This is a genomic window from Brucella sp. MAB-22, assembly GCF_025908475.1.
GTDB lineage: Bacteria > Pseudomonadota > Alphaproteobacteria > Rhizobiales > Rhizobiaceae > Brucella > Brucella anthropi.
On record NZ_CP109781.1, the window covers coordinates 1,131,717 to 1,148,279 of the forward strand.

Genomic DNA, 16,563 nt, shown 5'->3' on the forward strand with positions numbered 1-16,563 from the left:
GCCAGTGTTTATAGTCCTGCGGTGAACTTTTCTTTAAATGTTTTTCAATAGTGGCGGATAAACAAATATAGAAGTTCGAAATATCCGGTAGCGTTTATGTCTGATTTACCTAGTCATATACAAGTAATTGCTAAAACTCCTGGGCTTCGTTTCGATGAAGTCGAGGTGGTGGTAACGCTGCCGACGTTCCGCCGTCCGGAGCATGTCATCCGGACGCTGGATACGCTGAATGCTCAGGTCACGAGCCGCCGCTTCGCGGTCGTGGTGATCGAGAACGAGGCGGAGGACCAGGAAGGCGCCAAGGTTGCGGCGCCTCAGTTCGAGGCCGGAAAATATACCGGCATGCTGATTGTCGAATCCCATCGCGGCAACTGCAACGCATATAATGCGGGCTGGCTGACGGCGATGACCTACTTTCCGAACTTCAAATATGTCATCGTCATCGATGACGATGAACTGGCTGATCCGGCCTGGATCGAAAACATGGTAGCCACTGCCGAGCGTTATAACGCCAGCCTCGTCGGGGGCCCGCAATATCCGATCTTTGAAAAGCCGGGCGCGGAAAAATGGGCGCGACATCCTGTCTTCCTGCCGCATTACAACAAGACTGGCCCGGTTCCGATCATCTATTCATCCGGTAATCTGCTCATTGCGCGTCCGGTTCTGGAAGCCATTGGCTATCCGTTCATGGACCTGAAGTTCAACTTCACCGGCGGCGGCGATTCAGATTTCATCAATCGTTCACGGGCCAAGGGCTTTAATATCGCCTGGTGCAATGAAGGCATTGTCCGTGAAACCATTCCGGCGCGGCGGCTGGAGAGTGACTGGATCACGGCGCGCGGCTTGCGCAACGGTGTTCTGTCGACACTGATCGAACAGCGCCAGCGCAAGGACGAGCCTTTCGGTCAGGTCCGTGTCTTTTTGAAAAGCGTTGCACTTCTGGGTTATTCTCCAATCAAGGCGCTGCGGCGCGGATTCGCGGCGCGCTTCGTGCCGGTCGGGACCTATTTCATCCATATCGGGTTGGGCCGGGTCATGGCCCATTTTGGATATCTGAATGAGCAGTATCGCAACCCGGACAAGAACTGACACCCGCTCCGACGTTGCAGCGCAAACCGATATGCGGGCGACGATCCGTACGATTGCGCTTGTTATCGCCACGATAACGTTCTGCATCCTTCTGATTTCATTCCGCCCGTTCAATCCGCTGAGTGCCGCAGCCGACGGTGCCGCATCGGGCGGCGGCGACGTCATCAATCAGCTTGGTTTCGGTTGCCTCGGCGCGGTGGCGCTTCTGTCGCTTGCGATGTTTGCCGACCCGAAAAAAGTGGTCAAAATCGTCAGCCCCGGATGGCTGTTGATGTTCGCCTTCCTGTTCGCATCGGTTTTCGCAAGCCCCGATCCGTCAACCGCCATACGCGGCGTGCTTTTGACGATGATCGGCATTCTGACCGTCATCGCTGTTTTGAGCCTGCCACAGGATGGCGATGCCTATTCGTCGATGCTGGTCGCGGTGGCTTCGGTCGTGATTGTCATTTCCTATGCGGGCGTCCTCCTCCTGCCAAATCTCGGGACACACGGCGCCGACGCTCTGGAGCCGCAAAACGCCTATCTCTGGCGCGGTGTCTTCACGCACAAGAACATTGCCGGTCCGGTCATGGCCGCTTTTGCCTTTGCCGGTGTCTATCTGTGGCGGCGCGGCTGGCGCGTAAGCGGTTTTCTGATTGCGGTTTCTGCATTGATCTTCGTTTCGCAGACCGGATCGAAAACCACTGCGGCACTGGTGCCGCTCGCCATGCTGCTCGTGATCGGCCCCGGCATTTTTGGTCTCCGTTTTCTTGCGCCAGTGGCAGTTTTCACGATCCAGTTTCTGCTCGCGCTGTTCACCTTCGGTACGATTCTTTTCGAGCCGATGCACCAGCTCGTTCTGCAGCTTGATGTTGATCCGACCTTCACCGGACGCACTTCCATCTGGGCCTTTGCCGTTGAGGCGCTTTCCCATCGCCCTTGGACCGGTTTCGGCTATGAAAGCTTCTGGGGCACGCCAATCGTGAAAGAGGCGGCGAATCCCTATTATCTGGATTGGGATGTGCGCGGCATCGTGCATGGACACAATGGCTATCTCGATATTGCGGTATCGATGGGGATTCCGGCGCTGATCTGCACGATCTTGGTCATCATCGTGATGCCGCTGGTCAATTATGTGCGGTGCCGTCCGGTTCGCGAAAATCTGCTGCTTGCCGATTTCTTCCTGATGATCGTGTTCTTCGGAACGCTGAATGCCATGCTGGAAAGTTTTTTCTTCCGCCGCATGGACCCGGTCTGGCTTACGCTCGTCTTTGCGATTTTCGGCCTCAGACTGACTGCGAAAATTATCATTCCTAAAAGGGTAGCCGGAGCCACTTCATGAATATCGCAATCGTCGGGACCGGGTTTGTTGCCGACTATTACATGACCACGCTGCGCAATTATCCCGAGCTGACGCTGCGCGGGGTCTATGATCGGTCGCCTGAACGACTGAAAGCGTTCTGCGCGCACTATTCAGTTAGCGCCTATGAAAGTTTCGAGGCCGTGCTGGCCGATCCAGACGTGCAGATCGTCGTCAATCTGACAACACCTGAAAGCCATTTTGAAATCTCGCATGCAGCGCTTTCCGCCGGAAAACATGTCTACTCCGAAAAACCGCTGGCTATGAATTATGAGGATGCGGAAGCGCTGGTCGCTTTTGCACGGCAAGCCGGCCTCACGTTGGCGGCAGCCCCGGCAAACGGCCTCAGCGAAGCCTATCGTCTGGTAGCAAGCGTGATCAACGGGATCGGCATGCCGCGGCTGGTTTATGCCGAAATGGAAGACGGGCCGGTATTTCGTGACAAATGGTCGACCTGGCGTTCGCAGTCGGGAGCGCCATGGCCGGGCCTGCACGAGTTTGAGATTGGTTGCACGCTGGAACATGCAGGCTATGCACTGTCATGGCTGGTGTCGCTGTTCGGCCCGGTCGAGAGCGTTTCGGCATTTTCTGCCATAACCTTTCCCGACAAGGGGCCGGGGACCGAACATCTGCATATGGCGCGCGATTTTTCGGTCGGCTGTCTTGTTTTCAGGTCGGGGTTGGTGGCACGCCTCACATCCGGGCTTGCGATGCCGAAGGATCGCAGCCTGACAATCGTTGCCGACAAGGGCTCGATTGTGGTGGATGACCTTTGGGATAATCGCTCGGCTGTCCGTCTTGAGCGCACGGAAGAAAAACGCCGTTTTCTGGCGCGCCTGTTCGGTATTCTGGAAATGCGCATCGGCAAGTTCCTGTCATGGAAACCGACCGTCGGTCAAAAGCTCTCCTATCCGAAGGCCGACAAGCGGACGCTGCCGATGTATCCTTCGCAGATCGATTTTGTGCGCGGTATTGCCGATCAGGCTCGGGCTATCCAAACCGGCGATAAGGCATTCTTTTCCGGTGATGTGGCGTTGCATATCACTGAAATCGCGCTTGCCTTGAACAATGCTGGCGAAAATGCACAGCCTTACAGGATGAGAAGCAGCTTCTAGCCTTTAGAGCGTGATGTTTTTAAGTTGAATCGTTATCCCGCTCTAAACTTTTGTTTGAGCATGATTTTATCCGAAAACCGGTTCCCACTTTTCGGAATCATGCTCTAGCCAGCACCTTGCGGACGATATCGGCAACGGCTGCACTCTGGTCGAGTGGCATGATCGCATTGGAGATTTGGCCGCTTCGCACCGCATCGCGGACCGCTTCGGCCTGAAACTGCAGCCCGTTGCCGGAAAAGGCATGAGTTTCGATTGTGCGGCCCGGCAGGGGCAGACGGTTCATAACCTTGCCGACAAGGCCTTTGCCGCCATTCGGCCCGAGCGACGACCGCGCCGCAAAGGCTGAAAACAGGGTCAGCCTCTGGGCTTTCAGAAACGGCGCGTGGATCAGGATCGTGCCCCTGGTTCCCTCGATCAGCATGCGATTGTCGCCGTCGCGGTCGAAGCCGCAGGAGAGGCTGGCCGTGGCACCCTGCCAGCCAAGCTGGAACTCGGTGCGCATGTCCACGCCGCTTTTGGCGCGCTGCCAGCGGCCATCGACATGATCCGGCAGACCGAGAAAATACAATGCAAGCGAAACCGGATACACACCCAGATCGAATGCTGCGCCGCCGCCAAGGTCCGGGCTGAAGAAGCGGCTTTGCGGGTCGTAGGCACGGATATAGGAAAGATCGGCTTCGATGCGTGTCACGGTGCCGATGCGACCACTATCGATATGCTGTTTGGCAGCGCGGATCGCCGGCAGAAAACGGCTCCACATGGCCTCCATGGCGAAGACGCTTTTTGCTTTTGCCGCAGCTTCGATCTGCCGCGCGCCAGCAGCATCCAGCGAGAGCGGCTTTTCGATCAGGCAGGGCTTGCCCGCTGCGATTGCCTGCATGGCCTGTAGCACATGCATGGCACTCGGGGTCGCAATATAGACGGCATCAATATTCGCGTCGGAAAGAAATTCACCTGAATCGCCAAACGCCTTGTCGGCGCCGATACGTCGCCGGAATGTTTCGGCGGTCTCTGATGCTCGCGAGCAGACTGCGGTAACGCGCATTCCAGCACTTGCCTGAATATCGGCAGCAAAGGCGGCGGCTATCGTGCCTGTGCCCCAAATGCCCCAGCGGAAATCCGTTTTTACCTGCTTGTCGTGATTCACGTGCTTGCCCTACAGCTTCATACAGGTGCTATATAACCCATGTAATGCGGCCAACGAAGTTTGTTTATCCTGTCAGGGGAGGTGGACGTGATGCGTGGATTTGTCGTGGCTGTGGCGCGGGATGGCGAGCATCGTTTTTCAAAGCAGGTCGTGCCGGAAATCCGCATTGTCACAGGACTCGGCGTCGAAGGCGACGCGCATCAAGGCGTGACGGTGAAGCACCGTTCACGCGTGCGGGCCGACCCGACGCAACCCAATCTGCGGCAGGTGCATCTCATTCATGCCGAGCTTTTCGACGAGCTTGCGGAAAAGGGTTTTGATGTCGCGCCCGCAGATCTTGGCGAGAACGTCACCACGCGCGGCGTTGATCTTCTGGGGCTGCCGCAGGGCGCTTTGATCCGAATTGGCGACGAGGTCGTTCTGGAAACAACGGGCCTGCGCAACCCTTGCTCCCAGATAGAGAATTTCCAGGCCGGGCTTCTCGATGCTGTGCTGGATCGCACGCCCGACGGCGAACTTGTTCGCAAGTCCGGCATCATGACCGTCGTTCTTGCAGGCGGCACGGTGAAGGCGGAAGACGCGATAATTGTCGAATTGCCGCCGCTGCCGCATCGCAAGCTGGAACGGGTGTGAAGTGTGCGAAATACAGGTTTTTGGGGTGAGCTAACCGATTTAACCAGACGATTCCACGGGCAAAACCGGTGATTTTCGTCATGGGAGGTCTATCAACTTTGCGTCATATGCCCTAGATCATCCCACAATAGGATACAGATTGACATGCGCTGCTGCCGAAATCCGGCTGCAGCCTATTCTTATCGGTTCGGCTTGTCGGCGTTCGATGTTCTGCATGTGTCTAGACGACGGCCGGTCGGTTGCATTTCTGAAGGGCACAAAATGGAAAAAGCAGATATCGGAATGGTCGGCCTTGGCGTCATGGGCTCCAACCTGGCGCTGAACATAGCCGAGAAAGGCTACACGGTAGCCGTCTATGACCGTGATGAGCCTGTGCTCAAAGCCTTCATGGAAAAGGCTGGCCCGCTGCGCGACAAGATCATCCCTTGCCCCACTTTCGAGGATCTGGCTGCCAATATCCGCAAGCCGCGTCCCATCATCTTCCTCATCAAGGCAGGCGCTCCCGTGGATGCCGAAACCACCCGCCTCAAGGCTTATCTTGAGAAGGGCGATATCATGATCGACGCCGGTAATTCCGATTACCGCGATACGGTGCGCCGTCTGAAGGCACTTGGCCCCAACGACCCGACCTTTGTCGGCATGGGCGTTTCCGGCGGTGCGGAAGGCGCACGCCATGGCCCGTCGATGATGGTCGGCGGCACTGAGGAAGCCTATGAGCGCATCGCACCGATCCTGCTTGCTGCCGCCGCCAAATATAAGGGCGAGCCCTGCTGCGCGTTGGTCGGCCCGGATGGCGCCGGTCATTTCGTCAAGACAATCCACAATGGTATCGAATATGCCGACATGCAGATGATCGCCGAAATCTACGGCATCCTGCGGGACGGCCTCGGGCTTTCGGCTCCGGCCATCGGTGATGTGTTCGAGAAGTGGAACGAAGGCCCGCTCAACTCCTATCTGATCGAAATCACCGCCAAGGTGCTGAAGGCGACCGATCCGGAAACCGGCAAGGCGATGGTCGACATGATCCTCGATGAAGCCGGTCAGAAGGGCACGGGCCGCTGGGCGGCCATCGAGGCGCAGATGCTTGGCGTTCCGGCAACGGCAATCGAAGCCGCTGTTGCCGCGCGCTCGCTGTCCTCGCTGAAGGCTACGCGTGAGCTTGCCGCAAAGGCCTACAAGCCGGGTTCGCGCAGCCTCGACATTTCCGATCAGGCAAAATTCCTTGCCGATCTGGAGCAGGGCCTGCTTGCTGGCAAAATTGCTGCCTATGCTCAAGGGTTTGCGGTGATGGAAGCCGCCTCGCAAGAGCATGGCTGGAACATTCCGCTTGCCGAAACGGCGCGCATCTGGCGCGCAGGCTGCATCATTCGTTCGCAGCTTCTGGACGATATTGCCCATGCCTTCGAAGACAGCGAAAGCCGCAACCTGCTGCTGGCACCTGCTTTTGTCGAACGCATGAGCAAGGCTTCCAAGGGCCTGCGCCAGATCGTCGCCAAGGCGGCACTCGCTGGCCTGCCTCTGCCAGCGCTCGGCTCAGCGCTCAGCTATTTCGACAGCTTCACGCAGGCGCTCGGCACGGCCAATCTCATTCAGGGCCAGCGCGACTTCTTCGGTTCGCACGGCTTCAAGCGTATCGATAAGGATGGTGATTTCCACGGTCCCTGGGGCGAATAAAATTCGCTATAATTGAAAAAGCCGCCCATCGGGCGGCTTTTTTATTTTAATCTGCCAGCACGAGCAGATCATGCGAGGCGAAATGCACCGTCACCTTGTCACCGCGCTGCGGCGGAGGCTGGGTGGGGTCGTTGAACGTGTCGAACGACAGGCGGTTCTTGCCAAGCGCCACACGTGTACGGATGACAGAGCCGAGGAAGTGCACGTCCTCGATCGTCGCATCCAGCGAGGTATCGTGGCTCTTGCGTGCTTCGAGGCTGACAGCTTCCGGGCGCAAGGCCAATGTGACAGGCTTGCCCTTCGGATGATGGTCGAGCTTTTCCTGCACGGTGATGGTGCGGCCGTCGAGTTCGATGCTGTTCTTGCCGGGTTCGCTAACCGAGGCTTCCAGCATGTTGAGTGTGCCGACGAAAGATGCCACGAAGCGTGAGGCAGGGCGGTTATAGATGTCGAACGGCGAGCCGATCTGGTCGGCGCGGCCTTCGTGCATGACCACGATGCGGTCGGAAATCGACAGCGCTTCTTCCTGATCGTGGGTGACGAAGACGGTGGTAATGCCAAGCTTCTGCTGGATGGCACGGATTTCTTCGCGCAAGGATATACGGATTTTCGCATCCAGCGCCGATAGAGGCTCGTCGAGCAGAAGAACCTGCGGCTTGGTGGCAAGCGCGCGGGCCAGTGCCACGCGCTGCTGCTGGCCACCGGACATCTGATAGGGATAACGATCCGCCAGATGGTCGAGGCGGATGAGGCCGAGCATCTCCTGCACGGTGGCGTCGATTTCCGCCTTCGGCTTCCCGGCAACGCGCAGGCCGAACGAAACATTCTGCGCCACCGTCATATTCGGAAAGAGCGCATAGGCCTGAAACACCATGCCGATATTGCGCTGGTTGGGCTTGAGATCGACCACATCCTTGCCGTCGATTTCGATGGCGCCGTTATCGGGCGCTTCGAAACCGGCGATCATGCGAAGAACGGTTGTCTTGCCGCAGCCCGATGGACCGAGGAAAGAAACGAATTCGCCTTTTTTCACGGCGAGGTTGAAATCGTGGACGACGGTATTGGCGCCGAAGCTCTTTTTCAGGTTTTTGATGTTGAGAAAAGCCATGAATGTTACCCGGCGGTTGTCTTGAATTTATTGAGGCGCGAGACGAGCTGCAGCATGATGATGCTGAGCCACGTGATGCCGAACGAAATGATCGCCAGCGCTGACGGTTCGTAGGCGCGGTTTGCGCCGACCAGCTGCAGGTAGGGACCGAAGGCCGGACGGTTCAAAAGCGAAGCCAGCGTGAATTCGCCGATGACAATGGCGAATGTGATGAAAGCACCGCTCATCACGCCGGAGATGACGTTTGGGAAAATCACCTTGAACATGATGCGGCCCCAGCCCGCGCCGAGGCTTTGGGCTGCTTCGGTCAGCGTGCGAACATCAATCGTGCGCATCGCTGTGTCGACAGCGCGATACATATAGGGCAGCGACAGCGTCATATAGCCGAACATCAGGAGCAGGTCGGTCGCGCGGGTGGATGCCGTGAACGGCAGCCACGACGACGAATTGTAGATGCGCAAGTAACCGAAAACGATGACGATGGCCGGAATGACCAATGGCATCAGCGTGATGAATTCCATCACTGGGCGCAGTTGCGGCAGGCGCAGGCGCACCCAATAGGCCGTAGGCACCACCAGGAGAACACCGAAAACGATGGTGAGCAAGCCAAGCAGAATCGAATAGCCGAAGGTGGCCTGGAAGTTCGGATCGGAGAACACGACCCGATAGGCATCGAAGGAATATTCGCCGCGCCGCATACGCAGCGAGAATTCGAACGTGCCAATCAGTGGGACGAGGAAGTAGATTGCGCCGATCAGGAAGGCGATCCAGGCCCCAATCTTCTGGGCATTAATGCCTTTCTTTTTCATCGTTGCCACCTTTCGGCACGCATACGCAGCCAGATATAGATGAGGTTCGAAACACCCGTAATGACGATCATGCCAAGTGCCAGCGCGTAGCCGAGGTTCTGGTTATGCAGAACGTCGCCGCGGATCTGGGCATAGAGCAGAATCGGCACGATGTTGAGCGAGGAACCCGTCAGAGCGTAGGCGGTTGCGATTGCGCCGAAGGCATTGGCGAACAGCAGAAGCGTCGTGCCGAGCAGGCTCGGCCACAGGATCGGGAAGGCCACCATGCGCCAGTATTGCGCGGTAGTCGCACCCAGAATGGATGAGGCTTCCCGCCATTCCTTTTTCAGACCGTCGAGCGCGGGCGTCAGGATGAGCACCATCAGCGGTATCTGGAAGAACAGATAGGTCAGCGTCAGGCCGAAGAAGGAGAGCAGGTTGAAACCTGTCGAATAGAGATTGAAACCGAACCACTCCCTGAGCAGGATCGTCACAAAGCCGGTTCGCCCCAGTGTCGCCAGAAAGGCGAAGGCAAGCGGCACGCCTGCAAAGTTCGATGCGACGCCTGAAAAGGTCAATACCGTCGGGCGCAGCCACGAAGGCAGGTTGCCGAGAACGACCGCCCAGGCCAGAAAGAAGCCGATGATCGCGCCGCCAATGGCCGATGCGAGACTGACCTTGATCGATACCCAGTACGCGCTCATGATTTGCGGCTGGAACAGATCGTGGATGTTCTGGAGCGTGAAGTTTCCGGCCGGGTCCTGAAATGCACCGATGATGAGATACATCGTCGGCCAGATCAGGAACAAAATGGCGAAGATGAAAAACGGTGTCACGCCAAGCCATGATAACGGAAGTCGGCGCTTGCGCACTCCGCTGGGGGCTGATGTTTCGGCTATTGAACTCATACGTTCTTTCTTTAGACCGGTTCCCGCCAGAACGGAACTGACAGAACCGTTCCGACTTTTGTTTTTATTTTTTGCGATCGGCAGGCTGCCATTCGCCCCTGCCGGAAATAGCTAGCATTCTTTTTGAACTGCGCATCCTGTTTGCCAAAGAGCGTGACGCTGTTTGGAAAAGAGGACCGGCGGCTCAGATGAAAGCCGCTTTGATATCGCGCCGACCGTTGAGATACGCCGATCTGAATAAACCAGATCAATGTATCTCAACTTTTGTTCTGCACCGTGCATCTTTTCCGAAAACCGTTTCACACTTTTCGGGATGCGCTCTAAGGCCGACGCGATATGTGTTCGATGCGACAAGTGTGTACTTGGCGCTTACAGGTCCTTACTGGACGTTTGCGCCCACGACGCTGTCCCATTCCTTGGTGATCGTGGTCTGTGCGGCCTCAATCTGTTCCAGGGTCGGGAAGATAGCCTTTTCATAGGCTTCTGCCGGCGGCAGCTTGTCGAGCAGTTCCTGCGGGATCTTGCCAGCCTTCGCCATTGCATTGAAGCGGATCGGGTGGCAGTAGCCCTTCAGATAGCCGAGCTGGCCTTCATCCGAATAGATGTGTTCCATCCACAGCTTCGCAGCGTTCGGATGCGGTGCGTAGGCGCTGATTGCCTGAACATACACGCCAGCGATGACGCCCGACTTCGGAATGACGGTTTCGATTTCCGGGTTGCCCTTGAGCGTGTCGCGATCGGCGAGAGCGTTATAGTCCCAACGGACGACGATCGGGGTCGAACCCTGTGCCAGCGAGGCAGCCTTGCCGATGACCGGAACGAAGTTGCCGTTGGCATTCAGTTCCTTGTAGAATTCAAGGCCCTTCTTGCCTGCAGCTTCGCCCGGTTCACCGCCACGGGCGATACCGGCGGCATGAACGCCGAGGATGGCCTGTGCGGAAACGCGCGGATCGCCTGCAAGCGCAACAGAGTTGGCATAGTCGCTCTTGAGAAGGTCTTCCCAATCCTGCGGGATGTCCTTGACGATGTCCTTGTTCACTTCGAAGGCCAGAACGCCGTAATAATCGCCGTACCAGTAGCCTTCAGCATCCTTGGCGCTGTCCGGAATTTCGTCCCATGTTGCAACCTTGTAAGGCTGGATGAGGCCGTCCTTCTTGGCCGATGCGCCGAAGGCGAAGCCGACGTCGATGACGTCAGGAGCCTGCGGGCCCTTGTTGTCCTTGTTGGCCTTGATGGCTTCGATTTCATCGCCCGAACCGGCGTCCGGGTTCAGTTCGTTGACCTTGAGGCCGTACTTGTCCTTGAAGCTCTTGATGATTTCGCCATAGCCGCACCAGTCATGCGGGAGTGCGATGGTGGTCAGTTCGCCTTCTGCCTTGGCAGCGGCGATCAGTTCGGCTGACGGTTCAGCAGCGGCGATGGAAACCCCGGCAACGGCGATTGCCGTCGAAAGCGACAGCAGACGCGCTGTGTAAGCAAGCATTGTTTGACTCCCCTGTTTAAGGTCCGGCGAACGCCCCCGGTCGATTCCGGTGCTCGCGCATTCCCGATACCCGCCCTACATGACGGTTGGATGACAGTTTATGGATTGTCACAAACTGTCAGCGGTGGAAAGTGAAACACGTTTTCAGGGACTTAGCAATTCATCCGTTAGCGGGAGCAGCATTTTTATGACAGGAAATGTGACAGCAAATTCACCGCTGTCACAATTCTGCGAGAGGCTTTTCCCTGCGCGACAAGGGTTTGTCCCAGCGCGGCATCAATGTCGGATATCGGGGATAAACGAAAACTTCCGAAAGTTGAATGAACCCTTGCGGGTTTCGTATGAAGTTGTGAGGTGGAAGGTTTAATGCCCTCCACCACCACCGGCGACCTGCTTCGGTTTGCGCAGCATCACGGCGCAGACAGCAAGCGAGCAGAACATCATTGTGAGAATGAAGAACACATCGATGAAGGAGAGCAGGGTAGCCTGCTGGCGCACAATGCCGGAAAGCTTGGCAATGGCGATTGTTGCGCCGTCCATGCCAGCCGCATTGTATTTGGCTGTCAGACTGGCGATCATTTTCTCCGCTTCGGCATTGCCCCAGCGAACATGCTCCGCCAGACGCTCATAGTGCATGTCACCGCGACGGGTCAGAATCGTGTTGATCACGGCAAGGCCAACAGCGCCACCCAGATTACGGGTCAGGTTGAAAAGACCCGACGCATTTTTCAGCAGGGCAGGCGGAAGCGTGCCGAGCGCCAGATTGTTGATCGGCACCATGCAAAGCATCAGCGAACAACCACGCAGGATCTGCGGTAGCAGCAGTTCGTAGAAATCCCAGTCTGCGGTGAGGCCGGTCACCATCCATGTGCCTGCCGCAAAGCCGAGGAAGCCGATCATCATCATCAGACGCGGGTCCATGCGGTTTGACAGGAAGCCTGCCAATGGCGCGGTGAAGAACATGGCAAGGCCGCTGACGAACAGCGCTTCCCCAATCATCAGGGCATCGTAGCCGCGTATGCTGCTGAGATAGAGTGGATAAAGATAGGTAAGACCATAGAGGCCGACGCCCATCACGAACGAAAACAGTGAGCCAAAGGCAAAGTTGATGTTCTTGAAGGCGCGCAAGTCCACAATGGGTTCTTCAGCCGTGAAGGCCCGGAAGAAGAAGAGAATACCACCGATGATCATGACGCCGGTCAGAATGAAGATGGCTTCATCCTGCAGCCAGTCGTTACGCGGGCCTTCTTCAAGCACATATTCCATCGAGCCGAGGAAAGCTGCCATGCCGGCTAGGCCCCACCAGTCGAACTTACTGAGGAGCGAACTGTCGCCTTCGTCGAAGTCGATGAGGTTCCATGCGGCGATGGTGACCAGAATGCCAGGACCGACATTGACCAGAAACAGCCAGTGCCAGGAGAAGGCGTGGCTCAGATAGCCGCCTACCGTGGGGCCGATGGTAGGCGCAAGCGTTGCCACAAGGCCAATCATCGGCGAGACGATCGAGCGCTTGGAAGGCGGGAAGATGGTGAAGGCAGCCGCGAACACGCTGGGGATCATGCCGCCGCCGATGAAGCCCTGAATGGCGCGGTAGACGATCATCTGCTCGATGTTCGTCGCTGTCGCACAGAGCATACTTGCGAGGGTAAAGCCTGCCGCCGAAAGGGTGAAGAGAACGCGCGTCGACATCAGGCGTCCGAGGAAGCCCGACAGCGGAATCATGATGACTTCGGCAATCAGGTAGGATGTCTGAACCCAGGATATTTCGTCGGAACTGGCACTCAGACCCGCCTGAATTTCAGCAAGCGATGCCGAGACGATCTGGATGTCCAGGATCGCCATGAACATGCCGAACACCATGGCCAGAAAGGCTACGGCCTTCTTCGGGTCGATGCGGTCATCCGCCGGGGCTACTGGCCCCATTGTCGTATCTGCGGCCATGACGGCGCACTCCGGAATGGAAGAGAAAGGCGGCGCGAAATCCGTTTCGCCGCGCCGCCATGTGTTACTTCAATAGGATCTGCCGATTTCGATCAGTCGGCTTTTTCGTCGGGTGCCGTACGCGTATCGATATCAACCACGACACTCAGGCCCGCGCGAATCTTGCCGGATTCGAGCGCTTCCTTCGGGATCATGATGCGAACAGGAACGCGCTGCACGATCTTGGTGAAGTTGCCGGTTGCATTTTCCGGAGGCAGCAGCGAGAACACTGCACCCGAGGCCGGGGCGATGGACGCGACCTTGCCGTCGAATTTCGTGCCGTCGATTGCATCGACATAGATATGCGCGGTTTCACCGGTCCTGATCTTTGCGAGCTGCGTTTCCTTGAAGTTCGCGTCGATATAAAGCTCATTGACCGGAACAAGTGCCGCGATTTTCTGGCCCGGCGAAACGAGATCACCCTTCTTGCCAGCAAGATTACCGATCACACCGTCGAACGGCGCGCGCAGCGACGTGAAGGAAAGATCGCGCGCGGCTTTATCGCGGGCAAGTTCCAGCGATTTCATCGTGCTGTCGGCTTCGCTATATTGAGCGTTGAGCACTTCGATATTGGCCTTGGCGGAAGCGACCTGCGCATCGCCGCCAGCGACCTTGGCGCGTGCCTGGTCCAGTGAGGACTGCGCCGTATCGAGATCAGCCTGCGCGACGAAACGCGTTTCGTGCAGCTTCTGCACGCGTGCAATCGTGTTTTGCGCATTGGTCAGGACTGCTGTTGCGGCCTGCTTGTCGGCATTGGCCTGCAGAAGAATGGCCTGCGCAGCATCGGTCTCAGCCTTGATGCGGATGAGGGTCTGCTTCTGGGTTGCGAGCTTGGCTTCTGCTTCATCGAGCGCGATCTGGTAATCACCCGCGTCAAGCTGGAAGATGACGTCGCCAGCCTTGACCTGCTGGTTCGCGACCACCGGGATGTTTTCGATATAGCCCGTAACCTTCGGCGCGATGGACGCAATATCGCCCTGCACATAAGCGTCGTCGGTTGAAACCATGAAACGTCCGACTGTCCACCAGTCATAGGCAAACCAGAGGCCTCCGGCGACCGCGACCGTCAGAATGCCGGGAAGAAGGACACGTTTGCCGAAGCCCTTTTTCTTTGCAGGTTCTTTGGCAGTTTCCTTTGGGGCGGCTTCCTGCGGGGTCGGTACGGTATGGGGCTGCGATCTCTCGTTCAGAGGCGCCTCACTTGTCGCTGGCTGGGTTGCCGAGGCGAAGTTCTTGGCGTTGGGGAACGGATGAATATCGGCCTTATCAACGGACTTCGGGGCGGACATAGGGGAAACTTTCTGCACATCCTTCGGATTGAACCGTTCGGTTCGATGTTGACATAGATCAATAAGATGCGCATATCAAGAGGATATCGAACCGCTTGGTTCGAAAAAAGTTAAGAGTCTCGAAGAATGAAGCCTGATCGCAACACCAAAGGAACACCGGATACGATGATGCATGACCGGAACCGGCATGATGAAAAAGGTGTCGGCCGACCCGGAAACAGCAAATCGTCCTGCTCCGAAACGGAATGCGGTCGCACGCGGCTCGGCGCCGGTCAGGACCCTGCAAAACGCCGCCAAATCCTTGAAGGCGCTCAGGATGTGTTCCTGCGCATGGGGTTTGACGCAGCCAGCATGAACGACATCACGCGCGAGGCTGGCGTGTCGAAGGGAACGATCTACGTTTACTTCAACAGCAAGGAAGATCTGTTCGTCGCACTATGCGAGCATTACCGCGATACAATGTTTCGTGAACTGATCGAAAAACTCGACAAGGGTTTTAATTCGCGCCAGCAGTTGACCGACTTCGGCGTGGCGCTGGTCACGCTGATAACCTCGCCGACGGCAGTGCGCGCGCAGCGCATTGTTCTGGGTGTCAGCGAGCGCAAGCCCGAGCTTGCAGCCCGCTTCTACGAGCGCGGACCGAAGCGCAGCCTCGTTCTCATGGCCGAGTATCTCGATGATATGATTAAGAATGGCGAACTGGAGCCTTTCGATCCCGAGAAAATGGCCTATCAGCTCTCTGATTTGTTCCTGTCTGGCCTCTATCGGCCTCGCCTGTTTGGCGTTTTGCCGGAGCCGCCATCGGCGGAAACGATTCGTAAAAACGTTGAGCTCGCCATCGACTTTTTCTACCGTGCCTATGGCACGGAGCAGCGAAGTGTTCAAAAAGAGAACAGTTGATTTTTACAAATCGATTTAGAAAATTTTATTTTTCGCTCAATCAATAAATTTTGCTTGAGGGCCATAATTTACGCACTGTTCTTGTGTGTAAAGGATTGCAATCCATTAATTGCGGGTTGCCAGAGACTACATTTTTTATGTCACTTATAAACGATTGAAAAGTTCTAGGGACACGATTCGCTGATATTTCAAGACGGCAACAAAGTAACCCTCGGACTTGCGTACCAAGGATATTGTAAAAATGACACTCGATCTCATTCATTTTCCGAATTTCAAAAAGACCTTCTTTGGAACGGCCTTCCAAAGCGACACCCTTGCTCTCCTGACGCGAATTCGCGATGAGATCGGTTGCCGCCACATCATGCATACCTATCGCGGGCGCATGGGTGACTGCACGAAAACCACTTCTTCCGATCTGACAGTCGTGATGACCGTGCCGACCTCCTGGACTGCGCGTTATTCCACCAAGAATTATTTCGTCATCGATCCGATCTTTCAGGAAGACGCGCCTTATTTCCAGAATGATGCCAGCGGTATAGTTCGCGATCTTCAGGAAGATGCCAATGAGTGCCCGTCCATTGCTGAACTGCTGCAGGATGCGGAAAAGCACGGACTGGGCAACATCTTCGTCGCCGTGTCAGCCCGGAGCCAGAAAGGTGCTGTGGGATGCACCTTGTTCATGTTCGAGATGAGCCCCGACGAGGATCGCGAGCAATTTGTGGCCAAGCTTCGCCCGCGCCTGCTGAGCCTGTCCGGGATCATTCATTCAGCCCTGTGCGGCTGCAAGGATGTTGCGACGGTCGCAAGCCTTCTCACCCCGCGTGAAGTCGATTGCCTGCGTTGGGCCGCGAACGGCAAGACGGATGGAGAGATTGCGGAAATCCTGAGTATCGCGCGCTGGACCGTCGTTACCTATCTCCAGAATGCGAAGATCAAACTCAACTGTTCCAACCGCACGTCGGCTGTCGCGACGGCGCTGTCGCTCGGCATCATCGAAATGCCGGAAGTTCACCATCTGGTGTAGTTCAGCCGCAGTATAAAGACCTGATTATAACGACACCGGATGCTGAGACATCCGGTGTTTGTTTATTCTTCTCGCCACATCTGCCT

14 protein-coding genes are annotated in these 16,563 nt (G+C 56.7%); 7 read left to right on the plus strand and 7 right to left on the minus strand.

Annotated elements, in window-relative coordinates; genetic code table 11:
• The first annotated feature begins 96 nt into the window (after positions 1–96).
• From OHI65_RS05025 to OHI65_RS05035, 3 genes are read left to right on the plus strand one after another with little or no spacing between them, the layout of a single operon-like run.
• Positions 97–1,089, plus strand: coding sequence for a glycosyltransferase family 2 protein (locus OHI65_RS05025; RefSeq protein WP_010660701.1), 993 nt, complete (start codon positions 97–99; stop codon positions 1,087–1,089).
• Positions 1,058–2,410, plus strand: coding sequence for an O-antigen ligase family protein (locus OHI65_RS05030; protein ID WP_125301774.1), 1,353 nt, complete (start codon positions 1,058–1,060; stop codon positions 2,408–2,410). The genes OHI65_RS05025 and OHI65_RS05030 overlap by 32 nt, the downstream gene beginning before the upstream one ends.
• The gene (locus OHI65_RS05035) at positions 2,407–3,543 is read left to right on the plus strand and encodes a Gfo/Idh/MocA family protein (protein WP_125301772.1); all 1,137 of its coding nucleotides are present in this window, start codon (positions 2,407–2,409) and stop codon (positions 3,541–3,543) included. The genes OHI65_RS05030 and OHI65_RS05035 overlap by 4 nt, the downstream gene beginning before the upstream one ends.
• A 97-nt stretch (positions 3,544–3,640) precedes the next feature.
• On the opposite strand, the gene OHI65_RS05040 is transcribed toward OHI65_RS05035, so the two are convergent.
• Positions 3,641–4,690: a Gfo/Idh/MocA family protein gene (locus tag OHI65_RS05040; protein ID WP_125301769.1), complete on the minus strand. Its 1,050-nt coding sequence runs from the start codon at positions 4,688–4,690 to the stop codon at positions 3,641–3,643.
• 90 nt (positions 4,691–4,780) lie between these two features.
• On the opposite strand from OHI65_RS05040, the gene OHI65_RS05045 reads away from it, so the two are divergent.
• Positions 4,781–5,323, plus strand: a complete 543-nt coding sequence (locus tag OHI65_RS05045) for an MOSC domain-containing protein (protein WP_125301840.1) — start codon at positions 4,781–4,783, stop codon at positions 5,321–5,323.
• Positions 5,324–5,584: 261 nt separating this feature from the next.
• Positions 5,585–6,997 carry an NADP-dependent phosphogluconate dehydrogenase gene (gndA, locus tag OHI65_RS05050; RefSeq protein WP_012093528.1) on the plus strand — a complete coding sequence of 471 codons (1,413 nt, stop codon included), beginning with the start codon at positions 5,585–5,587 and terminating at the stop codon, positions 6,995–6,997.
• Positions 6,998–7,043: 46 nt separating this feature from the next.
• Here the strand turns inward: gndA and OHI65_RS05055 are convergent, their stop codons facing one another.
• The 6 genes from OHI65_RS05055 to OHI65_RS05080 form a co-directional block, all read right to left on the minus strand.
• Entirely contained in the window at positions 7,044–8,105 is a 1,062-nt protein-coding gene (locus OHI65_RS05055; protein WP_010660707.1) for an ABC transporter ATP-binding protein, read from the minus strand.
• Between the two features lie 5 nt (positions 8,106–8,110).
• A complete protein-coding gene (locus OHI65_RS05060) occupies positions 8,111–8,914 on the minus strand; it encodes an ABC transporter permease (protein ID WP_010660708.1) in 804 nt (267 codons plus the stop codon).
• Complete coding sequence (locus OHI65_RS05065; protein WP_125301767.1) at positions 8,911–9,801, minus strand: ABC transporter permease; 891 nt, start codon at positions 9,799–9,801, stop codon at positions 8,911–8,913. Before OHI65_RS05065 ends, OHI65_RS05060 begins: the two co-directional genes overlap by 4 nt.
• A 379-nt stretch (positions 9,802–10,180) precedes the next feature.
• Entirely contained in the window at positions 10,181–11,284 is a 1,104-nt protein-coding gene (locus OHI65_RS05070) for an ABC transporter substrate-binding protein (RefSeq protein WP_010660711.1), read from the minus strand.
• Positions 11,285–11,647: 363 nt separating this feature from the next.
• Positions 11,648–13,225 carry a DHA2 family efflux MFS transporter permease subunit gene (locus OHI65_RS05075; RefSeq protein ID WP_125301764.1) on the minus strand — a complete coding sequence of 526 codons (1,578 nt, stop codon included), beginning with the start codon at positions 13,223–13,225 and terminating at the stop codon, positions 11,648–11,650.
• Between the two features lie 92 nt (positions 13,226–13,317).
• On the minus strand, positions 13,318–14,553 hold the full coding sequence (locus OHI65_RS05080; RefSeq protein WP_012093526.1) for an HlyD family secretion protein: 1,236 nt from the start codon (positions 14,551–14,553) through the stop codon (positions 13,318–13,320).
• Positions 14,554–14,679: 126 nt separating this feature from the next.
• Here OHI65_RS05080 and OHI65_RS05085 point away from each other — a divergent pair, with 126 nt between their 5' ends.
• Positions 14,680–15,453 (plus strand): TetR/AcrR family transcriptional regulator, encoded by a 774-nt coding sequence (locus tag OHI65_RS05085; RefSeq protein WP_029929827.1) that lies wholly within the window; start codon positions 14,680–14,682, stop codon positions 15,451–15,453.
• A gap of 241 nt (positions 15,454–15,694) precedes the next feature.
• Positions 15,695–16,477, plus strand: a complete 783-nt coding sequence (locus OHI65_RS05090; protein WP_010660715.1) for a helix-turn-helix transcriptional regulator — start codon at positions 15,695–15,697, stop codon at positions 16,475–16,477.
• Positions 16,478–16,563: the final 86 nt, after the last annotated feature.